The organism is Variovorax sp. TBS-050B (assembly GCF_029893635.1).
In the GTDB taxonomy this organism is placed as follows: domain Bacteria; phylum Pseudomonadota; class Gammaproteobacteria; order Burkholderiales; family Burkholderiaceae_C; genus Variovorax.
Map to the genome: position 1 here is coordinate 3,795,962 of NZ_JARXYR010000002.1, position 17,836 is coordinate 3,813,797.

12 protein-coding genes are annotated in these 17,836 nt (G+C 66.3%); 11 read left to right on the plus strand and 1 reads right to left on the minus strand.

Annotated features, from left to right (window positions below; genetic code table 11):
• Positions 1-21: 21 nt before the first annotated feature.
• Genes M2165_RS20575 through M2165_RS20585 form a run of 3 tightly spaced genes read left to right on the plus strand, consistent with a single transcriptional unit; the run spans position 22 to position 3,337 of the window.
• Complete coding sequence (locus M2165_RS20575) at positions 22-1,011, plus strand: tripartite tricarboxylate transporter substrate binding protein (RefSeq protein ID WP_280816438.1); 990 nt, start codon at positions 22-24, stop codon at positions 1,009-1,011.
• Positions 1,011-1,790 carry an enoyl-CoA hydratase/isomerase family protein gene (locus tag M2165_RS20580; RefSeq protein ID WP_280816439.1) on the plus strand — a complete coding sequence of 260 codons (780 nt, stop codon included), beginning with the start codon at positions 1,011-1,013 and terminating at the stop codon, positions 1,788-1,790. Before M2165_RS20575 ends, M2165_RS20580 begins: the two co-directional genes overlap by 1 nt.
• Before the next feature lie 11 nt (positions 1,791-1,801).
• A complete protein-coding gene (locus tag M2165_RS20585) occupies positions 1,802-3,337 on the plus strand; it encodes a malonyl-CoA synthase (RefSeq protein WP_280816440.1) in 1,536 nt (511 codons plus the stop codon).
• A gap of 186 nt (positions 3,338-3,523) precedes the next feature.
• Here the strand turns inward: M2165_RS20585 and tssJ are convergent, their stop codons facing one another.
• Entirely contained in the window at positions 3,524-4,246 is a 723-nt protein-coding gene (gene tssJ, locus M2165_RS20590) for a type VI secretion system lipoprotein TssJ (RefSeq protein ID WP_280816441.1), read from the minus strand.
• Positions 4,247-4,558: 312 nt separating this feature from the next.
• Here tssJ and tssH point away from each other — a divergent pair, with 312 nt between their 5' ends.
• The 8 genes from tssH (at position 4,559) to tssM (ending at position 17,830) form a co-directional block, all read left to right on the plus strand.
• On the plus strand, positions 4,559-7,207 hold the full coding sequence (gene tssH / locus M2165_RS20595; protein WP_280816442.1) for a type VI secretion system ATPase TssH: 2,649 nt from the start codon (positions 4,559-4,561) through the stop codon (positions 7,205-7,207).
• A gap of 62 nt (positions 7,208-7,269) precedes the next feature.
• Complete coding sequence (gene tssB, locus M2165_RS20600) at positions 7,270-7,800, plus strand: type VI secretion system contractile sheath small subunit (RefSeq protein WP_280816443.1); 531 nt, start codon at positions 7,270-7,272, stop codon at positions 7,798-7,800.
• 34 nt (positions 7,801-7,834) lie between these two features.
• Complete coding sequence (gene tssC / locus M2165_RS20605) at positions 7,835-9,331, plus strand: type VI secretion system contractile sheath large subunit (RefSeq protein WP_280816444.1); 1,497 nt, start codon at positions 7,835-7,837, stop codon at positions 9,329-9,331.
• Positions 9,332-9,466: 135 nt separating this feature from the next.
• Positions 9,467-9,952, plus strand: coding sequence for a type VI secretion system tube protein Hcp (locus M2165_RS20610; RefSeq protein ID WP_280816445.1), 486 nt, complete (start codon positions 9,467-9,469; stop codon positions 9,950-9,952).
• A gap of 131 nt (positions 9,953-10,083) precedes the next feature.
• The gene (tssK, locus tag M2165_RS20615) at positions 10,084-11,439 is read left to right on the plus strand and encodes a type VI secretion system baseplate subunit TssK (protein WP_280816446.1); all 1,356 of its coding nucleotides are present in this window, start codon (positions 10,084-10,086) and stop codon (positions 11,437-11,439) included.
• 34 nt (positions 11,440-11,473) lie between these two features.
• On the plus strand, positions 11,474-12,154 hold the full coding sequence (locus M2165_RS20620; RefSeq protein ID WP_280816447.1) for a hypothetical protein: 681 nt from the start codon (positions 11,474-11,476) through the stop codon (positions 12,152-12,154).
• A 142-nt stretch (positions 12,155-12,296) separates the two neighbouring features.
• The gene (gene tssL, locus M2165_RS20625) at positions 12,297-13,616 is read left to right on the plus strand and encodes a type VI secretion system protein TssL, long form (RefSeq protein ID WP_280816448.1); all 1,320 of its coding nucleotides are present in this window, start codon (positions 12,297-12,299) and stop codon (positions 13,614-13,616) included.
• A 17-nt stretch (positions 13,617-13,633) separates the two neighbouring features.
• On the plus strand, positions 13,634-17,830 hold the full coding sequence (tssM, locus tag M2165_RS20630; protein ID WP_280816449.1) for a type VI secretion system membrane subunit TssM: 4,197 nt from the start codon (positions 13,634-13,636) through the stop codon (positions 17,828-17,830).
• The last annotated feature ends 6 nt before the right edge of the window (positions 17,831-17,836 follow it).

Consider the following 17,836-nt stretch of genomic DNA (forward strand, 5'->3'; position numbering starts at 1 on the left):
CACAACGACAGGAGATGACAGATGACTCAGAGTTTTCAACGACGCGACGTGCTGCGCCTGGCCGCGGCCGGTGCAGCCGCCCTGTGCGGCGGCGTGCGTGCGCAGGGAGGTGGCTGGCCCAACCGGCCGGTGAACATGGTCGTGCCGTTTCCGGCCGGCGGCGGCACCGACGCCTTCGCGCGGCCGCTCTCGGCCCAGTTCGCGAAGATCGCCGGGCAGACGCTGGTCATCGACAACCGCGGCGGCGCCGGCGGCACGGTCGGCGCGAGCATCGCGTCGAAGGCGCAGGGTGACGGCTACACGCTTTTCATGGGCGCGGTGCACCATGCGATCGCGCCGTCGATCTACCCCAAGCTCGACTACGACCTGGAGAAAGACTTCGTGCCCCTGATGCTGCTGGCCAACGTGCCGCAGGTGGTGGTGGTCAATCCGCGCCGCGTCACGGCCAACACGCTGCAGGAGTTCGTCGCCGCCGCCAAGCGCAATCCCGGCAAGCTCAACTACGGCTCGGCCGGCGCCGGCACCTCGCACCATCTCGCGGGCGAGCTCTTCAAGCTGCAGACCGGCACCTTCATCACCCACATCCCGTACCGCGGGGCCGGTCCGGCGCTGTCCGACCTGATCGCCGGCAACGTCGATCTGATGTTCGACGGCCTCGGTTCTTCCGCCCAGCACATCAAGGGCGGGCGCATCAAGGCCCTGATGGTCGCGGGCAGCAAGCGCAACCCCGCGTTCCCCGACGTGCCCTGTGCGGCCGAGGTCGGCCTTCCGGACTACACCGTCACCACCTGGTACGGCCTGTGGGCGCCTAAGGGCACGCCGGCCGACGTGCAGGCGCGCATCGTCGACGACATGAAGAAGGCGCTCGCCACCGACGAGCTCAAGGCCATCTGGGGCCAGAACGGCTCCGAGATCCCGAACCTCACGATGGCTTCCTACGGCGGCTTCGTGAACTCGGAGATCAAGCGCTGGGCTGCGGTGGTCAAGGCTTCGGGCGCCAAGCTCGAGTGATGGGCGCCGGCTCGGTCGCTGTGCGCCGCGAAGGCGCCGTCGCGTTCGTCACGCTGTCGAACGCCGGGCGTCTGAACGCGATGACCCGCGCCATGTGGCGCGAACTGCGTGCGGCCTTCGAGGAGGCCGGCCGGCCCACCGGCACCGATCTGCGCTGCGTGGTGGTGGGCGGAGAGGGCGGCGCGTTCTGCGCGGGCGGCGACATCTCCGAATACCCCGCGTTCCGCTTCGAAGAAGCCAGCCTGCGTGAATTCCACGAGAACGAGGTCTGGGCGGCGCTGCAGGCGATGCTCGATTGCCCGGTGCCCGTCGTCGCGCGCATCGACGGCGCCTGCATGGGCGCGGGCCTCGAGATCGCGAGCTGCTGCGACATCCGGCTGGCGGGCGGTTCCGCGAAGTTCGGCGCGCCGATCGCCAAGCTCGGCTTTCCCATGGCACCGCGCGAGGCCGCGCTGGTGCACGGCGCGATCGGCGACGTGCTGGCGCGCGACATGCTTCTGGCCGCCGGGGTGCATGGTGCCCAGCGGCTCTACGAGGCCGGCTTCCTGCTGCAGGTGCTGCCCGACGACACGCTGCATGCCGCCGCGCAGGCGCACGCCGTGCGCATCGCCGCGCTCGCGCCCCAGGCCGCGCGCATGCACAAGCGCACCTTCGCGATGCTCAGGGCCGCAGCGCCTGCGATGCCCGCGCTGCTCGCCACCGCCTACGACTATGCCGATTCCGCCGAGCACCGCGAGGGCATCGATGCCTTCCTTGCCAAGCGCACCCCGAATTTCTGAAGTACTGCCCAATGAAGACGAAAGCCAACCCCAACCTGTTCGCCGCCCTGCGCGCGGCCTTTCCCGCAGACCTCGACAGCATCGCGGTGGAAACCGACAGCGGCCTGTTCTATTCCTGGCGCGACATCGACCGCGCCAGCGCGATGATCGCGAACCTGCTCGACGCGCTGGGCCTGGAGGAGGGCGCCCGGATTGCGGTGCAGGTCGAGAAATCGGTCGAGGCGATGATCCTGTACCTCGCCACGCTGCGCGCCGGCTATGTGTTCCTGCCGCTCAACACCGCCTACCAGAGCGCCGAGATCGAATACTTCGTCGGCAACGCCGAACCGGCCGTGGTCGTGTGCACCAGCCGCAACGCCGCCTGGGTCGGTCCCATCGCGAATGCCGCCGGCACGCGCCACGTGTTCACGCTCGACGACGACCGCACCGGCACGCTGCTCGAAGTCGCCGCGCAGTGCAGCGACGTGCACACGGTGGCCCACAAGAATCCCGACGACCTGGCCGCGATCCTCTACACCAGCGGAACCACCGGCCGCAGCAAGGGCGCGATGCTCACGCACGGCAACCTGCTCTCGAACGCCGAGGTGCTCAAGGACTACTGGGGCTGGACCGATGGCGACGTGCTGATCCACGCGCTGCCGATCTTCCATGTGCACGGGCTCTTCGTTGCATTGCACGGCGCGCTGCTCAACGGCAGCAAGATCATCTGGCTCGCGAAGTTCGACCCCCGTCGCGTGGTCGAGAAGCTGGCGGAGGCGACCGTGTTCATGGGCGTGCCCACGCTCTACGTGCGGCTGCTCGCCGAGCCCGGGCTCACGCGCGAAGCGGTGCGCAACATGCGGCTCTTCGTCGCAGGCTCCGCGCCGCTCCTGATCGAGACCTTCGACGAGTGGCGCGAACGCACGGGCCATACCATCCTCGAGCGCTATGGCATGAGCGAGACCGTCATGCTCACCTCCAACCCCTACAGCCCCGCGCAGGGCGAGCGGCGCGGCGGCACCGTCGGCTTCGCGCTGCCCGGCGTGCAGCTGCGCGTGCGCGACGACGCGGGACGCGAGTGCCTGACCGACGAGATCGGCAACATCGAGGTCAGCGGGCCCAACGTGTTCGCGGGCTACTGGCGCATGCCCGAAAAGACGAAGGAAGAGTTCACCGCCGACGGCTTCTTCAAGACTGGCGACGTCGGCAAGATCGACGGCCGCGGCTACATCACCATCGTCGGCCGCAGCAAGGACCTGATCATCAGCGGCGGCTACAACGTGTACCCCGCCGAGATCGAGGGCTACATCAACGAACTGCCCGGCGTGGCCGAGAGTGCAGTCGTCGGCGTGCCGCACCCCGACTTCGGCGAGGTCGGCGTGGCGATCGTCATCCCCAAGCCGGGCGCCGCGCTCGACGCGGACGCCATCATCGCGGAACTGAAATCCAGGCTCGCGAACTTCAAGATCCCGAAGCGCTGTTTCATCGTGAATGAACTGCCGCGCAATGCGATGGGGAAGGTGCAAAAGGCGTTGCTGCGGGAGCAGCACAAATCACTGTTTGCTTGAAAGCGGGTGCGGCGCCTATTGCGGGGTGAATTGAAGACTTGGAGGTGATTGTCAATTCTTGGCAAGAGTCTTGAGATTCATTTTGACCGCCTTCTATTTTTCTTCTTTGATTCTGATTTGTGAATTTCGTGCGCTGCACGCGATTGTTTCAGAAAAGTGAACGCTTTAAAGCTGCCAGCTGATTCATCATTTGACCAATGATTTGATGGAGTCGGCCGGCTGTTTTTCCGGCACCTTCGGCATCTCCTGCAGAACGCCGGAGGCGGCCTCGCCGATCGGGCGCACCGTATCGTCCACCGCCTTCGGCTCGAGTTCCTTCAGCGATTCATTGGCGTACTGCACCGGTCGATCGCCGGTTTCCAGGTCGGTCATGACGATGGCGTTCTTCTGCAGGTCGATCATGAGCTTGGCCTTGTGGGAAGGCATGACCAGGCGGTACCAGCTCTTTTCCGCGGCCGGCTGCATCTTGTGGACCACGCGCCAGGTCGCATTCGGAAGATCGCGGTAGCCCGCGAAGACGCCGATCGCCGTGGTTTCGGGGTTTGACTTCCTCGTGATCTTGCGCGTTTCGCCGGGCCGGATGATGAACTGGTCGACCGCCAGCAGGTCGGCCCCGAGCGCCGCCTTGTCTGTTTTTTGCAGGGCAAAGAAGTCGGCTTCCTGGAAGGCGACCTCCGACTTCAGTTCGTAGACCCGCAGCAGCATCGGGTTGCCGCGCCCCTTGATGTCGACGTTCAGGTCGGCCCCAGCCTTGATCGCGATGTCGAGCTTGGCCGGCTCCTTTTGCGGTGGAGCGTCGCCGCCCCCGCTCAACACGCTGCATCCGCTCAGTGCCAGCGGAAGCAGCGCGGCCAGCTGCCATGGCTTGGCAGGATGTCTCTCTTTCCGATGCTTCGCGGTCCGGGCCAACGGCCCCTGGTTTGACCGTGCTGGCACGGCGAATGGCTCTGGCATGGAACTCCCCATCAATGATTGTGCGTGACCCGGACGAGATTAAGCGTTTGCGCCACGGGCGCGGGCTTTGGAATTCGCCGAAGCCGGAATCTCGAAAAATTAACGTGCGGTTTGAGAACTAGTTGGCGTGCCATTTATCGCGGCAGTTCGAGAATACGCGTCGTTCATAAAGCTTCGAGAAGAAGTAAGAAATGAGGGATGCGTGTTGAGCGAACCGACAAAAGGTCTCATCGGGCCAGTGTGCAATGCAATGCCCCGGTGCGCTCCATGAGCTTTTCGCGCCGCGCCTTGTTCGGCAAGCTCAATCTGACGCTGTTCCGGGCCCTCGAATCCGCCACCGCGTTTGCCAAGCTGCGTGGCAATTCCTATGTGGAGCTGGTGCACTGGTTGCATCAGCTCTGGCAGCTGAACGACAGCGACCTGCACCGCATCTGCCGCCATGTCGGCATCGACCCCGGGAGCCTCGGGCGCGATTTCACCGTTGCCTTGGGCGCCTTGCCGGCCGGCGCGACGTCCATCAATGATTTCTCGCGCCACATCGAACAGGCGGTGGAGCGCGCATGGGTGCTCGGGACCATCGGATTTGGCGGCAACAGCGTGCGTGGCGCTTGGCTGATGACCGCGGTGGCCGGCGATCCTGAACTGCGCCGCGTGCTGCTGGGCATCTCCACGCAGTTCCAGAAGCTTCCCGCCGACGGACTCGAGGCCGTGCTGCAGGCCATCGTCGCGGGTTCGGCCGAGGACGGCGAGGGGGCCCATGACGGCTCCGGTCTCGCCGCCGCGCTGCCCGGCGAGGGCAGTGGTGCCATGGGGGGGCAAACCGAAGACAGGTCCGCCCTGGCGCGGTACTGCACCGACCTCACGGCCCTCGCGCGAAGCGGCGGCATCGACCCCGTCATCGGCCGCGCGCACGAGATCCGCACGATGGTCGACATTCTGCTGCGCAGGCGCCAGAACAACCCGCTGCTCACCGGCGAAGCCGGCGTCGGCAAGACGGCGGTGGTCGAAGGTCTGGCCTGCGCCATTGCGCGGGGCGAAGTTCCGCCGGCGCTCCGCGAGGTCCGGTTGCTGAGTTTGGACGTCGGCGCGCTGCTGGCCGGCGCCAGCATGCGCGGCGAGTTCGAATCCCGCCTCAAGGCGCTGCTCGAAGAGGCAGCAAAGTCTCCGCAGCCGGTCATTCTGTTCGTGGACGAGGTCCACACCCTGGTCGGTGCGGGCGGGCAGGCGGGCACCGGCGACGCCGCCAATCTGTTGAAGCCGGCGCTGGCACGCGGCACGCTCCGGACCGTGGGGGCCACCACCTGGAGCGAATACAAGAAGCACATCGAAAAGGATCCGGCGCTGACCCGCCGCTTCCAGGTGCTGCAGGTGCTCGAGCCGCAGGAACTGTCGGCGATCGAGATGGTGCGCGGCCTCGTGGCCACCTTCAAGGCGCACCACGGCGTCACGGTGCTCGACGAGGCGGTGCGCGCCGCGGTGGTGCTGTCGCACCGCTACATTCCGGCGCGGCAACTGCCTGACAAGGCCATCAGCCTGCTCGACACCGCATGCGCGCGGGTGGCCATGTCGCTGCATGCGCCGCCGTCGCCGGTCGCCCATGCTCGCCAGCGCGTCGCCGGGCTGAACACCGAACTGGCGCTGCTCGGAGAAGAGGGCGCCGTGACGCAGGGCAGCCACGCGCGCGCTCTGCGTCTGATTGCGGCAAGAGACGCGCTGGTCATCGCGACGCGCGAGCAGGCGGAACAGGAACGCCGCTGGGAAGAGGAACTGGCACTGGTCCGGCAGATCCTGACGCTGCGCGAGCAACGGGCTTCTGCTGCCGAGTCCGCTTCGGACCTTGCTGCGCTGGAGCGGCAGCTGATCGCCCGTCAGCAGGAGGCCCCGCTGGTCTTCCCGCAGGTCGACGAATCGGTGGTGGCGGCGATCGTGGCGGACTGGACCGGCATCCCGGTGGGCCGGATGGTGCGCGACGAGGTCGCCGCGGTGTTCGAACTCCAGCGCACGCTGGAGCGCCGCGTCATCGGACAACGCGAGGCCCTCGCGGCCATCACCGAGCGGGTGCAGACCGCCCGGGCACAGCTCACCGACCCCGGCAAGCCCGTGGGTGTCTTTCTGCTCGTCGGTCCTTCCGGCGTCGGCAAGACCGAGACCGCATTGGCACTGGCCGAGGCCATGTACGGCGGCGAGCAGAACCTGATCACCATCAACATGAGCGAGTTCCAGGAGCCGCACACCGTGTCGACCCTCAAGGGCTCGCCACCGGGTTATGTGGGCTACGGCGAAGGCGGCGTGCTGACCGAGGCCGTGCGCCGCAAACCCTACAGCGTGGTCCTGCTCGATGAGGTCGAAAAGGCGCACTCCGACGTTCACGAGATCTTCTACCAGGTGTTCGACAAGGGCTGGATGGAAGACGGCGAAGGGCGCCGCATCGACTTCCGCAACACCATCATTCTGCTGACCAGCAACACCGGTTCCGAGCTGATCGCTTCGCTTTGCGAAGACCCGGCACTGATTCCCGGCGTCGCGGCGCTGCGCGAAACGCTGCAGCCCGTGCTGCGCCAGGTGTTCCCGGCCGCCTTCCTCGGGCGCCTGTCGGTGGTGCCGTACCTGCCGCTCGCCGAAGCCTCGCTCGACCGCATCGTCTCCCTGCACCTCGAGCGCGTGGCCATGCGGATGCGCGAACTGCACGGCATCGGCCTGAGCTACTCGCCCGCCCTCGTGGCACATGTCATTGCAAACGGCGGCACGCACGAAACGGGGGCTCGGCGCCTGATCGGATTCATCGAGCAGCACCTGCTGCCCGTGTTGTCGCGGCAGTGGCTCGACGCATTGCAGTGCCAACGCACCATCGCACGCATCGAAGTCGGCGTCGACCCCGAAAAGAGCGAAATCGCATGCCACACCGAGTACGCGTGACGTTCCCCGTCGAGGCTTGCGCCTCGGCCCTTTGAGTTCATTTGTTAAGTACGGGAGTTTTCATGGCCATCAACAACAGCAGTCAGAAGTTCATCGCCCGCAATCGGGCACCGCGCGTACAGATCGAGTACGACGTCGAAATCTATGGCTCGGAGAAGAAGATCGAGCTGCCCTTCGTGATGGGCGTGCTCGCCGATCTGTCGGGCAAGCCCGTCGAGCCGCTGCCTCCGGTGGGCGAGCGCAAGTTCCTCGACATCGACATCGATAACTTCGACGAGCGCATGAAGGCCATCCAGCCGCGCGTTGCGTTTTCGGTGCCGAACACGCTGTCGGGCGAGGGCCAGCTCATGGTCGACATCACTTTCGAGAGCATCGACGACTTCTCGCCCGCCGCGATCGCACGCAAGGTCGAGCCGCTTGCCCGCCTGCTCGAAGCGCGCACGCAACTGGCGAATCTCCAGACCTACATGGACGGCAAGGCCGGTGCCGAGAGCCTGGTCAACAAGCTTCTGCAGGATCCGGCGCTCATGAAGTCGTTGGCGGCCAGCCCGAAGCCGCAATCCGCCGCTGCGGACGGCGCCACCGTCGCCTGAGGGCGGCACACCCACTCATCTCAAGGACCTGCACATGACACCCCACAGCACGGAAACCTCGGCAGCCGCCATCCAGTACATCGATGCGGGCGACTTCTCCTCGCTGCTCGACAAGGAGTTCAAGCCCAAGACCGACGAAGCCCGCGGTGCGGTCGAAGCGGCCGTGCGCACGCTCGCCGAACAGGCGCTCGTGAACGCCGCCACCATGACCGACGACGCCTACAGCAGCATCGAAGCGATCATCGCGGAGATCGACCGCAAGCTGTCGGAGCAGATCAACCTCGTGCTCCACAAGGAGGACTTCCAGAAGGTCGAAGCGGCCTGGCGCGGCATGCACCACCTCGTCTATAACACGGAGACCGACGAGAAGCTCAAGATCCGCTTCATGGACATCTCCAAGGACGAGATGCGCCGCACCATGCGCCGGCACAAGGGCATTGCCTGGGACCAGAGCCCGATCTTCAAGCGCGTCTACGAAGAGGAGTACGGCCAGCTGGGAGGTGAGCCCTACGGCTGCCTCGTGGCCGATTATTTCTTCGATCACACGCCGGCCGACGTCGAGCTTCTCGGCGCCATCGCGAAGATCGCCGCCGCCTCGCACGCGCCGTTCATCGCGGCCGCGGGACCTTCGCTGATGGGCATGGAGTCGTGGCAGGAGCTCGCCAATCCGCGCGATCTTGCGAAGATCACGTCGAACCTCGAGCACGCGCCGTGGAACTCGCTGCGCAACACCGAGGACTCGCGCTACGTCGGTCTCGCAATGCCGCGCTTTCTGGCGCGCCTTCCCTACGGCGTGAAGACCAACCCCGTGGACGAGTTCGACTTCGAGGAGGAGACCGACGGCGCCGATCACAGGAACTATGTCTGGAACAACGCGGCCTATGCCATGGCCGTGAACATCAACCGCAGCTTCAAGCTCCACGGCTGGTGCACCATGATCCGCGGGGTCGAATCGGGCGGGACCGTCGAGAACCTGCCATGTCACACCTTCCCGACGGACGATGGCGGCTTCGACATGAAGTGCCCCACTGAGATCGCCATCTCCGACCGCCGCGAAGCCGAGCTCGCCAAGGCCGGCCTGATTCCGCTGGTGCATCGCAAGAACACGGACCATGCGGCGTTCATCGGCGCGCAGTCGCTGCAGAAGCCGCAGGAGTACATGGATCCGGACGCCACGGCCAATGCCAATCTTTCGGCGCGTCTGCCGTATCTCTTCGCCAGCACGCGCTTCGCGCACTACCTCAAATGCATCGTGCGCGACAAGATCGGCTCGTTCAAGGAACGTGACGACATGCAGCGCTGGCTCAACGAATGGATCATGCATTACGTCGATGCCGATCCGGCCAATTCGTCGCAGGAGACCAAGGCGAAGCGTCCGCTCGCCGCGGCCGAGGTGGTGGTCGAGGACATCGAAGGCAACCCCGGCTTCTACAGCGCCAAGTTCTTCCTGCGTCCGCACTTCCAGCTCGAAGGACTGACGGTCTCGTTGCGCCTGGTCGCCAAGCTGCCTTCGCTCAAGGAAGCCGCGTAGCGTTCGGCGCATCTTCGTTCCCTAGCCACCGAGGAAGCAGCGCGCAGACGCTGCCGATGGGTCTGGCGTGGTCGCCACCGCGCCCGCGCATCCGTTAAATCAGTTCATCACATCAAAAGTTTTCAGGGAGTTTTCATGTCTCAAGATATTTTTCTGAAGATCGCCGGGATCGAAGGCGAGTCGCTCGACGCAGCACACAAGAACGAGATCGAGGTTCTCTCGTTCCACTGGAAGGCCTTGCAGGAGTCCACCATGCACGCCGGCTCCGGCGGCGGTGCGGGCAAGGCCACGGTCGAAGACCTGGAGTTCGAGCATTACGTGGACCGCGCAAGCCCGAATCTCATGAAGTACTGCCTGACCGGAAAGCACGTGGCGGAGGCCAAGCTGACGGTGCGCAAGGCGGGTGGCAACCCGCTCGAGTACCTGAAGTTCACGTTCACCGACGTGATCATCACCTACGTGGAGCCCTTCGGCGCGAACGCCGACGAACTGCGCGTGAAGGAGCGCGTGCGCCTCTCGTTCTCGAAGATCAAGCAGGAGTACGCGGTCCAGAACGCACAAGGCGGCAGCGGCGGCGCCGTCACCGCGGGCTACGACATCAAGGGCAACAAGGAATCCTGAGCGAGCGATTCGCTCTTCGTCTTCCTCTTGTCTTTTCGGCTCCGGGCCGTCGCTCGCTCGATCGAGCGACGGCCCGGGGCTGGCGCGCTTCGGTGCGCAGAGGCCGTTCGTCAGTCCCCGGAAATCTATACATGAGTTGGTACAACAAGGTTGCATGGAGCGAAGGGCTCTTTCTGCGTCCGCAGCTGTTCCAGCAGCAGGAACGCTATCTGGAGCACCTCGCGCACAAGCGCGCGGCCGCCCTCGGCCCCTTTTTCTGGGGCTTCAGCCACTACGCCATCGACGCGGAATCGCTGTCGTTGGGCAAGGTGGTGCTGGCGAGCGCCGCGGGCACCTTTGCCGACGGCACCCCGTTCGAGGTTCCCGGGCAGGCGCCTCCACCCGCGCCGCTCACGATCCGGCCGGAGCACCTCGAACAGATCATCTATCTCGCCGTGCCCATTCGAACGCCGAACGGCGAGGAAACCACCTTCGACGAATCGGCGGCAAGCCACGCGTCGCTGGCGCGCTTCGGAGTCTTCGACACCGAGCTGCGTGATGCGAACTCGATCGGCCAGGGCCCCAAGACGGTCCAGTTGTCGCGGCTGAGGCTTCGGCTGCTGCCGCAGCGTGAACTGACCGATGCCTGGATCGGTCTGCCGTTGACCAAGGTGACGACGCTGCGCTCCGACGGAAGCATTGCGCTCGATGCCCGGCTGATCCCGCCAGTGTCCGGCTACGGCGCCAGCAGTCTGCTGTCCGACTGGATCACCAACCTGCACGGCCTGTGCCGCCTGCGTGCGGAGTCCCTCGCCGGCCGGCTGACCGGCAATGACGGCAAGTCGAGCGAAGCCGCCGAAGTGTCGGACTTCCTGCTGCTTCAGATCCTCAATCGGTATGAGCCCTTGCTCGAGCACCGGCTGCGTGTTGCGGAAACCGCTCCCGAGGCGCTCTACACGCTGCTGCGAACGCTGAGCGGCGAACTGGCCACCTTCGTGCGCCCGAGCATGCGCAGGCCCGGCCAGTACCCCGCGTACCAGCACGTCGATCCCTATCTGTCGTTCAAGGACCTGGTGGCCGACGTCCAGGCCCTGCTGAACGATGTGCTGGTGCGCAGCGCGCAGAACATTCCACTGGCCAGCCGTGCCAATGGCGTTCGTGTGGCGAGCGTGGACCCGTCGGAACTGCAGGGCTTTGCGAGCCTGGTGTTCGCCGTGACGGCGCACACGCCGCCCGACCAGCTGGCGACCCAGTTTCCCGCGCGCTGCAAGGTGGGGCCGAGCGATCGGCTGCCCGAACTCATCCGCTCGCATCTGCCCGGCATTCCACTGCAGAGCCTCCCGGTGCCGCCGCGCCAGATTCCCTTCAACGCCGGATTCGTCTATTTCCAGCTCGACCAGCGCGGTCCGCTCTGGGAGCACATGGCCAAGCACGGCGGCCTCGCACTGCACGTGGCGAGCGAGTTCCCGGGCCTGCGCATGGAACTGTGGGGCGTCCGCGAAAAATGAAGATGCCAATCGGGTCACTGAGGGAGCGCGCAGCATGAGCACCCCCATCACGAGCATGCAGAAGGAACACGCCCGGCTGCTCGACAACAGCGCAGCTTCGATGACCATCTCGGGTGCCGACATGACGCCTGGCGAGTTCGCAGGCGTCGCATGGGTCAATCTCACCTTCACCGGGTGCGTCTTTGCCGGCAAGGGGAACATCCGGCTCTCGGCGACAAGGGACTGCAAATTCATCGACTGCCGGTTCCTGGCGCCTGAACACGACTTCGGCGTGATGACGCAGGTCACCTTCAGCCACTGCCAGTCGGTCGGACGCTCCATCGTCAGCGGCGGCGACGGCAGCAAGGGTGTGCTGTTCGAGCGCTGCCGTTTCTCCGGTGGCGGCGCCGCGCCGGAGAGCCACGAAGGCATCGGGAGCACCGGTGAGACCGTCTTCCGCCAGTGCTCGGGCGCGGGCGAGGTATTGGTGGGCGGCACGAAGCTGGTCATCGATCGATGCAGCTTCGACAACATGACTTTCGTCGCGGGGCGTCAGGCCCGGCATGGGACGCCGCTCGCGGCCGTGGTGCTGATCGACGACTCCCAAGGAACAGGTCGCTGGCGGATGGTCGATTGCCGCACGAAGAAGACGCACGTGCAGAACAGCAGCTTCGATGAAATCGTCAGCGACAACTCCGAGAGCGAGTGGGACGAGGCACTGAGCCTGGCCCCGTGAGCCGTTCCGACCGCCTTCCGTTCACCACGCACTCCACGATTCTTTTTGAAAACGGCAGATCCGCATGGCGTACCAACATTCAGCCCCGTTCCACGAAGAGAACGACCCGCCCGTCTCCGCGCCGCCACCCAAGGCCGCGCCGGTGAGCGACGATCTGCCCAAGGGCATGCAGCTGGCAGCCGAGCCATCGATGCAGGCGCGCCTGGCTGCCGTCAAGGCGGCAGAGAACCCGCTGCTCGAGGCGGCGCAGCCGCTGCTGCGCGCGCTGGCGGACATGCCTGCGGACCTCGAGGGCGAGGACTGCATCAAGGTGATGAGCCGCCTGCTGGAGCGGGAGGTCGTGAGTTTTCAGACGCTGTGCAGCGATGCGCAGATCCGGCACGAGCATGTGGTCGCGGCGAGCTATTCGCTGTGCACAGCGCTGGATGAAGCCGCCAACAGCACGGCATGGGGCGGTGCAAAGGGCGAGGAGGGCGCGGGCGCCTGGGCAGGCCGGCAGCTGGCTGCGCGTTTCCACGGCGACACCAAGGGCGGCGACAAGTTCTTTCTGCTCGTGGGGCGTCTTGCGGCCACACCGCAGGAGCACATCGACCTGCTCGAACTCATGTACATCATCCTCGGACTGGGTTTCGAAGGCCGGTTCAGCCATGGTGGCGGCACCAACGCGCGCCGGCAGCTCGAAACGATTCGCCACCGGCTGCTCACGCTGCTGACGCCCGCGCGCGGCGATGTGCCGCACGATCTTTCGCCGCACTGGAAGGGGGTCGGAGCCGGCAAGTTCCGTCTGCTGCGCAGCATTCCGGTATGGGTGACGGCCTCGCTGGTCGCGCTGGCGCTGGTGGCCCTTTTCTCCTGGTACAAGTACCAGCTGCTCCATCGGAGCCGGCAGGTGGAGGCGCACATTCGCGCCGTCGGTGCGATGCAGCCTCCGCCGAAGCCGCCGCGCAAGCCGCTGAGGCTCAAGGAACTGCTGAGCGAGGAGATCGCGCGCGGCACGGTCAGCGTCGACGAGGACGAGAACCGCAGCATCGTGAGCTTCAAGGGCGACGACATGTTCGTGCCCGGTCGTGCGCGTCTCAATCCAAAGATCCTGCCCGTCATCGCCAAGGCCGCCAGCGAGATCAACGAAGTGTCCGGCACCGTCCAGGTGACGGGGCACTCCGACAACCAGCCGATCAGGACGCGCGAGTTTCCCGACAACCAGGTCCTGAGCGAAAAGCGTGCGGATGCCGTGGCCGAGGTGCTCAAGGCCAACGGCGTCGCCGTCGCGCGCCTCAAGGTCGAGGGTCGCGGCGCCACGATGCCGATCGCGGACAACGCCACGGCCGCGGGCCGGTCTCGCAACCGTCGTGTCGAGATCGTCGTGATACAGAACGGCGCCGCCGCCTATTCCGCCACCGTGAGCGCGCCTGCCGCCGCACCACCTGATGCCAAGTCGCCAGGCCCGGCCGAACGGCGCTGAGCCGACGCGGAGATTCCATGCAATACCTCAGACAATTCCTGGGCTTCGTCTTCTCTCGCCAGATGCTGGCTTTCACGGCCATGGTGGTGCTGGCGCTGGTGATCTGGTTCCTCGGGCCACTGATCGCCTTCGACGGGCTGCGCCCGCTGGCGACCGCGGGGGTGCGCGTCGCGATCATCGTCTTGCTGCTCACCACGGGCATCCTCTGGCTGGTCAATGGTCCGGTCAGCCTCGTGGGCGTGGTGGCGCTGTGCCTTCTGGTGTGGCATGCGGGTCCGCTGCTGTCGCTGGGCAGTGCCAAACCGCTGGCGTCGGTGGGAACGCGAACGCTCGTCGTCGGCGTGATTCTGCTGATCTGCGCGGTGTACTGGCTCTTCTGGCTGCGCAAGAAGCTCCAGGACGATGCCTTCCTGCAGAAATTCCTGAACTTCGGCAAGCCACCCGCGGAGGACAACGCTGCGAAAGAAGAGCTCAAGACGGTCGGCAAGATCGTTCAGAGCGCCGTCACGCAACTCAAGCGCCTGCGCTCCGGCGGCGGGCTGCGGCGCATCCTCGAAGGCAAGCGCTACCTGTACGAACTGCCGTGGTACGTCATCGTCGGCAGTCCGGGCGCGGGAAAGACCACCGCGCTGCTGAATTCGGGCCTGCAGTTTCCGGTGGCGCACCAGATGGGGAAGGCGCCCCGGAGCATGGCGTTGCAGTCGCAGGGCGGAACGATGCACTGCGACTGGTGGTTCACCAATGAGGCCGTGCTGATCGACACCGCGGGCCGCTACACCACGCATGACAGCAATGTCACTGCCGACACCGCCGAGTGGCGCGGTTTTCTGGGCTTGCTGCGCAAGCACCGGACCCGTGCGCCGATCAACGGCGCCATCGTCGCGATCAACGCGGCCGAACTGCTGACGCTCGGCGAGGCCGATCGCGTCGCCTACGCCGGCCGGGTTCGCGACCGGCTGGCGGAGCTGCGCGAGCAGCTCGGCATCCGCTTTCCCGTGTACGTGATCGTCACCAAGCTCGACCTGCTGAGCGGCTTCTGCGAATACTTCCAGTCGCTCACCAGCGAAGGCCGTGCGCAGACCTGGGGGTTCACGCTGCCGTACCAGGGCTTGAAGGGGAACATGCGCCTCGGCGCCGCCGACATTGCCGGACAGCGCGAAGCCCTGCGCGAGAAGGTAAGCACCGAACTGGCGCTGCTGAAGGACCGCCTCGCCGCAGGCCTGCGGTCGCGCCTCAACGAGGAGTTCGACGTCGATCGTCGCCGGCGCATGTTCGCGTTGCCGCAGGAAGTGGCCGGTCTGGCGGTGCCGCTGACCCAGATGATCGACGAAGTGTTCCTCGACTCGCGTTTCGACGGCACGCAACTCCATCACACACTGCGCGGCGTCTACTTCACGAGCGGGGCGCAGGCTGACGTCGATCTGCCGGCGGACCCCGGCACGCTGGTGCAGCGCCTCTGGCGCAGCCTCGGCCGCAGCCCGATGGGCACGCCGGCGGCGAAAGAGAGCGACGCGCCTGCGCCGGCCGAAGGCGCGACGGTCGAGCAGGCGGGGGAGGGCGGGTCGCAGCCAAGCGCAGCGCCCGCCCCCCGCGGCGCCGAAGTGCCGGCGATCGCCACCTCCCCGACGCGCGGCCAGCAGGGCTTCTTCCTGCAGCACCTGCTGACCAAGGTGATCATTCCCGAAGCGCATCTGGTGCGACCCAACCTGCGGTGGGAGTTTCGCTTTCGCCTGCTGCGCCTCATGGGCCACACCCTTTCGCTGGTCATCTTCCTATGGCTGGCGAGTGCGCTGGCGCTGAGCTTCGGAAACAACCGCGACTACCTCGTCGCAGTGGACAAGCGCGCCGGGGAGCTCGCGGACAAGGTACGCAGCCTGTTCGCCGACTTCAAGCCGGTCGGCGTGCCCGACGTGCTCGACAGCGCACGCGAGCTGCCGACCTATCCGGGCGTCGACCTCGACGCGCCGCCGGCGAGCTTCCGTTACGGCCTCAACAGCATCCCGCCGGTGCTCGAAGCCTCCGCGCACACCTATGCGCACTTGCAGGACCGCATGCTGCTGCCGTCGATCCTGCAGCGGATGGAGGCCGTGCTGGCGCAGAGCGTCAAGGACCGGGATGCCAAGAGCGCCTACGAGACCCTGCGCGTGTACAAGCTGCTGCACGACCGCACGCGCTTCGCGCAGGAAGGCGGCGCGATGGACGTGAAGACGTGGGTGCTCAAGGACTGGGAGCTCACGGGCAGCGCCGCCGCTTTCGGCGGACGCGCCTCGATGGTGGGGCATGTCGACGCACTCTTCTCGGGGGCACGCGTGGTGCAGTCGCCTTCGCTGCCTAACGAGGCACTGGTGCGCGAGGTTCAAGCCTTTCTCGACAGCAACACCTCGACGCAGCGCGTCTACGAGCGCGCCAAGGCGGCCATGCGCCATCAGGCGCCGCAGGAGTTCACGCTGATCCGCGCGGTCGGCCCGCAGGCCGGCACGGTGTTCTCGCGCGCCGGCGGACTGCCGCTCGAGAAAGGCGTGCCGGGCCTGTTCACCTACGACGGCTACCACGAGCTGTTCAACAAGCGCCTGCCCGAGTTCGTCGGACGTGCGCTAGAGGACGACGCCTGGGTGATGGGCCGGGACCTGGGCGGGTCTGCGGCCATGGGGGGGCGCACGCGGAAGGCGCTGGACGAAGCCGCGGCGGGGCTGCGCACCGATCCGCTGCTCGAAGACATCCGGCGCCAATACCTGAACGAATACGCCAGATACTGGGAGGATTTCCTCGAATCAATCCGCATCGTCAGCAGCGGCAGCGCAGGCCATGAAGCCCGCGCTGCGGACATCGAGGCGCCCGGCTCCAACCTGGGTTTCGATCTTGCCGTCTTGCGCCAGTTCGCCGCGCCGGACTCGCCGCTGACCCGGCTGGCACGCGCCGCCGCACACGAGACCACACTGTCCCGTCCGCTCGTCGCGCGGGCGCAGGAGGAGAAGAGCCTGCTGGACAAGGCCTCCGAAGGCCTCGCCAAGCAGACCCGCGAGATCGGAAGGAACTTCGGCATCCGGAGCGAGGAGCGGATGGAGAAGCAACTCGTCGACGACCGTTTCGCCGCGCTGCGCGAAGTCGTGACCGGGCAGCCCGATGCGGGCCTCGGCACCGCGACGCCGGCCGCGGCGGGTGGTGCGAAGCCCGGCCTGGAGGCGATCTCGGGGCTGATCAACGAGTTCTACACCCTGCTCGTGGTGGCCGACACGGCGCTCACGGCGAACAGCCTGCCGCCCGGTGGCGGGGAGGTGGGCATGCGCCTGAAGCTGGAGGCCGGCAAGTTGCCGGCGCCCTTTCGCGAGGTGTTGAGCGCGCTTGCCGCCAGCGGCAGCGACAAGGTGGTGCAGGGCTCGACCGAAATCCTCCGCAAGCAGGCGCGCTTGCAGTTCGATCGCCTCATGGGACTGATGTCGGCGCAAGTGGCCGAAGGCTGCAAGCGCGGCATCGAAGGCCGCTATCCGTTCGCTGCTGTTGCGCAGGATGTCGCCATCGAAGATTTCACCCAGGTCTTCGCCGCGGGCGGAACGATCGACGAGTACTTCACCAAGTACCTGGCGCCCCTGGTCGACACCAGCGCGCGTCCCTGGCGCTACAAGAATCCGGCGCTGGCCAACGCCATGGTCGGCGCGGAAGGCGTCGGCGCGGGCGTCGCGCCAGCACCGGCCACCACGGGGCCGACATTGCTCGGCGAGCTGCTCAAGCTGCTCGCGCAAGGCGGCCCGAACCTCGAAGCCTTCTACCGCGCGCAGAAGATCCGCGAGCTGTTCTTTCGGGACGCCGGAAACAAGAAGCCGTCATGGACGATGGAAATGAAAGTGCTCGAACTCGATCCGACCATCACCGACTTGGTGATCGACATCGACGGGCAGGGGCAGCGCTACATTCACGGCCCCGTGCAGAGCTTCACGGTCAACTGGCCGGGCCAGCGCGGCGGCTCCATGACAGAGCTCATCGCGAATCCCAAGGTGTCGGGGGCGACCTCGACGGTGCGGACGACCGGGCCCTGGGCACTTTTCCGGCTGCTCGACAAGGGCCGCATCGTGAGCACCGCGACATCGGGCCGCGTGAACGTCGAGTACCTCTTCGACGGCCGCAAGGCCTTGCTGGACATCAGCGCGGGCAGCCAGCCCAATCCGCTCAACAGCGACGTGCTCAAGGGCTTTCGCTGCCCGAGCGCGGCGATCTGAACGGTG

Bases quoted from the DNA above. Each gene is read 5' to 3' on its own strand.
- M2165_RS20575 (WP_280816438.1), top strand. From the start codon at position 22: ATGACTCAGAGTTTTCAACGACGCGACGTGCTGCGCCTGGCCGCGGCC.
- M2165_RS20580 (WP_280816439.1), top strand. From the start codon at position 1,011: ATGGGCGCCGGCTCGGTCGCTGTGCGCCGCGAAGGCGCCGTCGCGTTC.
- M2165_RS20585 (WP_280816440.1), top strand. From the start codon at position 1,802: ATGAAGACGAAAGCCAACCCCAACCTGTTCGCCGCCCTGCGCGCGGCC.
- tssH (WP_280816442.1), top strand. From the start codon at position 4,559: ATGAGCTTTTCGCGCCGCGCCTTGTTCGGCAAGCTCAATCTGACGCTG.
- tssB (WP_280816443.1), top strand. From the start codon at position 7,270: ATGGCCATCAACAACAGCAGTCAGAAGTTCATCGCCCGCAATCGGGCA.
- tssC (WP_280816444.1), top strand. From the start codon at position 7,835: ATGACACCCCACAGCACGGAAACCTCGGCAGCCGCCATCCAGTACATC.
- M2165_RS20610 (WP_280816445.1), top strand. From the start codon at position 9,467: ATGTCTCAAGATATTTTTCTGAAGATCGCCGGGATCGAAGGCGAGTCG.
- tssK (WP_280816446.1), top strand. From the start codon at position 10,084: ATGAGTTGGTACAACAAGGTTGCATGGAGCGAAGGGCTCTTTCTGCGT.
- M2165_RS20620 (WP_280816447.1), top strand. From the start codon at position 11,474: ATGAGCACCCCCATCACGAGCATGCAGAAGGAACACGCCCGGCTGCTC.
- tssM (WP_280816449.1), top strand. From the start codon at position 13,634: ATGCAATACCTCAGACAATTCCTGGGCTTCGTCTTCTCTCGCCAGATG.